Origin of the sequence: Amaricoccus macauensis, from assembly GCF_014201905.1 — a bacterium.
GTDB classification, from domain to species: domain Bacteria; phylum Pseudomonadota; class Alphaproteobacteria; order Rhodobacterales; family Rhodobacteraceae; genus Amaricoccus; species Amaricoccus macauensis.
Genome location: NZ_JACHFM010000018.1, coordinates 1 through 1,125, shown reverse-complemented (window position 1 = coordinate 1,125; position 1,125 = coordinate 1). Strand labels below are relative to the sequence as shown.

The following is a 1,125-nucleotide window of genomic DNA, read 5'->3' as shown; positions in this document are numbered from 1 at the left end:
CGGATTGCGAAGCGGAGCTTCTCTTCCATGGCGATCGGCGAGATCAGGGTCACCTCGAACTTCAGGTTGTCGCCGGGCATGACCATCTCGGTGCCGGAGGGCAGGGTGACGGTGCCGGTGACGTCCGTGGTGCGGAAGTAGAACTGCGGCCGGTAGTTGGCGAAGAACGGCGTGTGGCGGCCACCCTCTTCCTTGGTGAGGATGTAGGCCTCGGCCTCGAACTTGGTGTGCGGCTTCACGGTGCCCGGCTTGCAGAGCACCTGGCCACGCTCGATGCCTTCACGATCGACGCCGCGCAGCAGCAGGCCGACATTGTCGCCCGCCTGGCCCTGGTCGAGCAGCTTGCGGAACATCTCGACGCCGGTGCAGGTGGTCTTCTTCGACGGACGGATGCCGACGATCTCGAGCTCCTCGCCCACCTTCACCACGCCGCGCTCGATGCGGCCGGTGGCCACCGTGCCACGGCCGGAGATCGAGAACACGTCCTCGACCGGCATCAGGAACGGCTGGTCGACCGGGCGCTCCGGGGTCGGGATGTACTCGTCCACCGCCGCCATCAGCTTGCGCACCGCCTGCTCGCCGATCTCCGGGTTGCGGTCCTCGAGCGCGGCCAGCGCCGAGCCGGTCACGATCGGGATGTCGTCGCCCGGGAAGTCGTAGGACGACAGCAGCTCGCGCACTTCCATCTCCACGAGCTCGAGGAGCTCGGGGTCATCGACCTGGTCGACCTTGTTGAGGAACACCACCAGCGCCGGCACGCCGACCTGACGGGCGAGCAGGATGTGCTCGCGGGTCTGCGGCATCGGGCCGTCGGCGGCGTTCACCACCAGGATCGCGCCGTCCATCTGCGCCGCGCCGGTGATCATGTTCTTCACGTAGTCGGCGTGACCCGGGCAGTCCACGTGCGCGTAGTGACGGTTCTCCGTCTCGTACTCCACGTGCGCCGTCGAGATCGTGATGCCACGCGCCTTCTCTTCCGGCGCCGCGTCGATCTGGTCGTACGCCTTGAACTCGCCGAAGAACTTCGTGATCGCCGCCGTCAGCGACGTCTTGCCGTGGTCCACGTGACCGATCGTGCCCACGTTCACATGCGGCTTCGTCCGCTCAAACTTTGCCTTCGCCATG

Annotated in this window: 1 protein-coding gene; it reads right to left on the bottom strand. The window is 66.7% G+C overall.

The window, feature by feature from the left end; translation table 11 throughout:
• On the bottom strand, window positions 1–1,124 hold a 1,124-nt coding region (tuf, locus tag HNP73_RS22800; RefSeq protein ID WP_184155719.1), incomplete at its 3' end, for an elongation factor Tu.
• Window position 1,125: the final 1 nt, after the last annotated feature.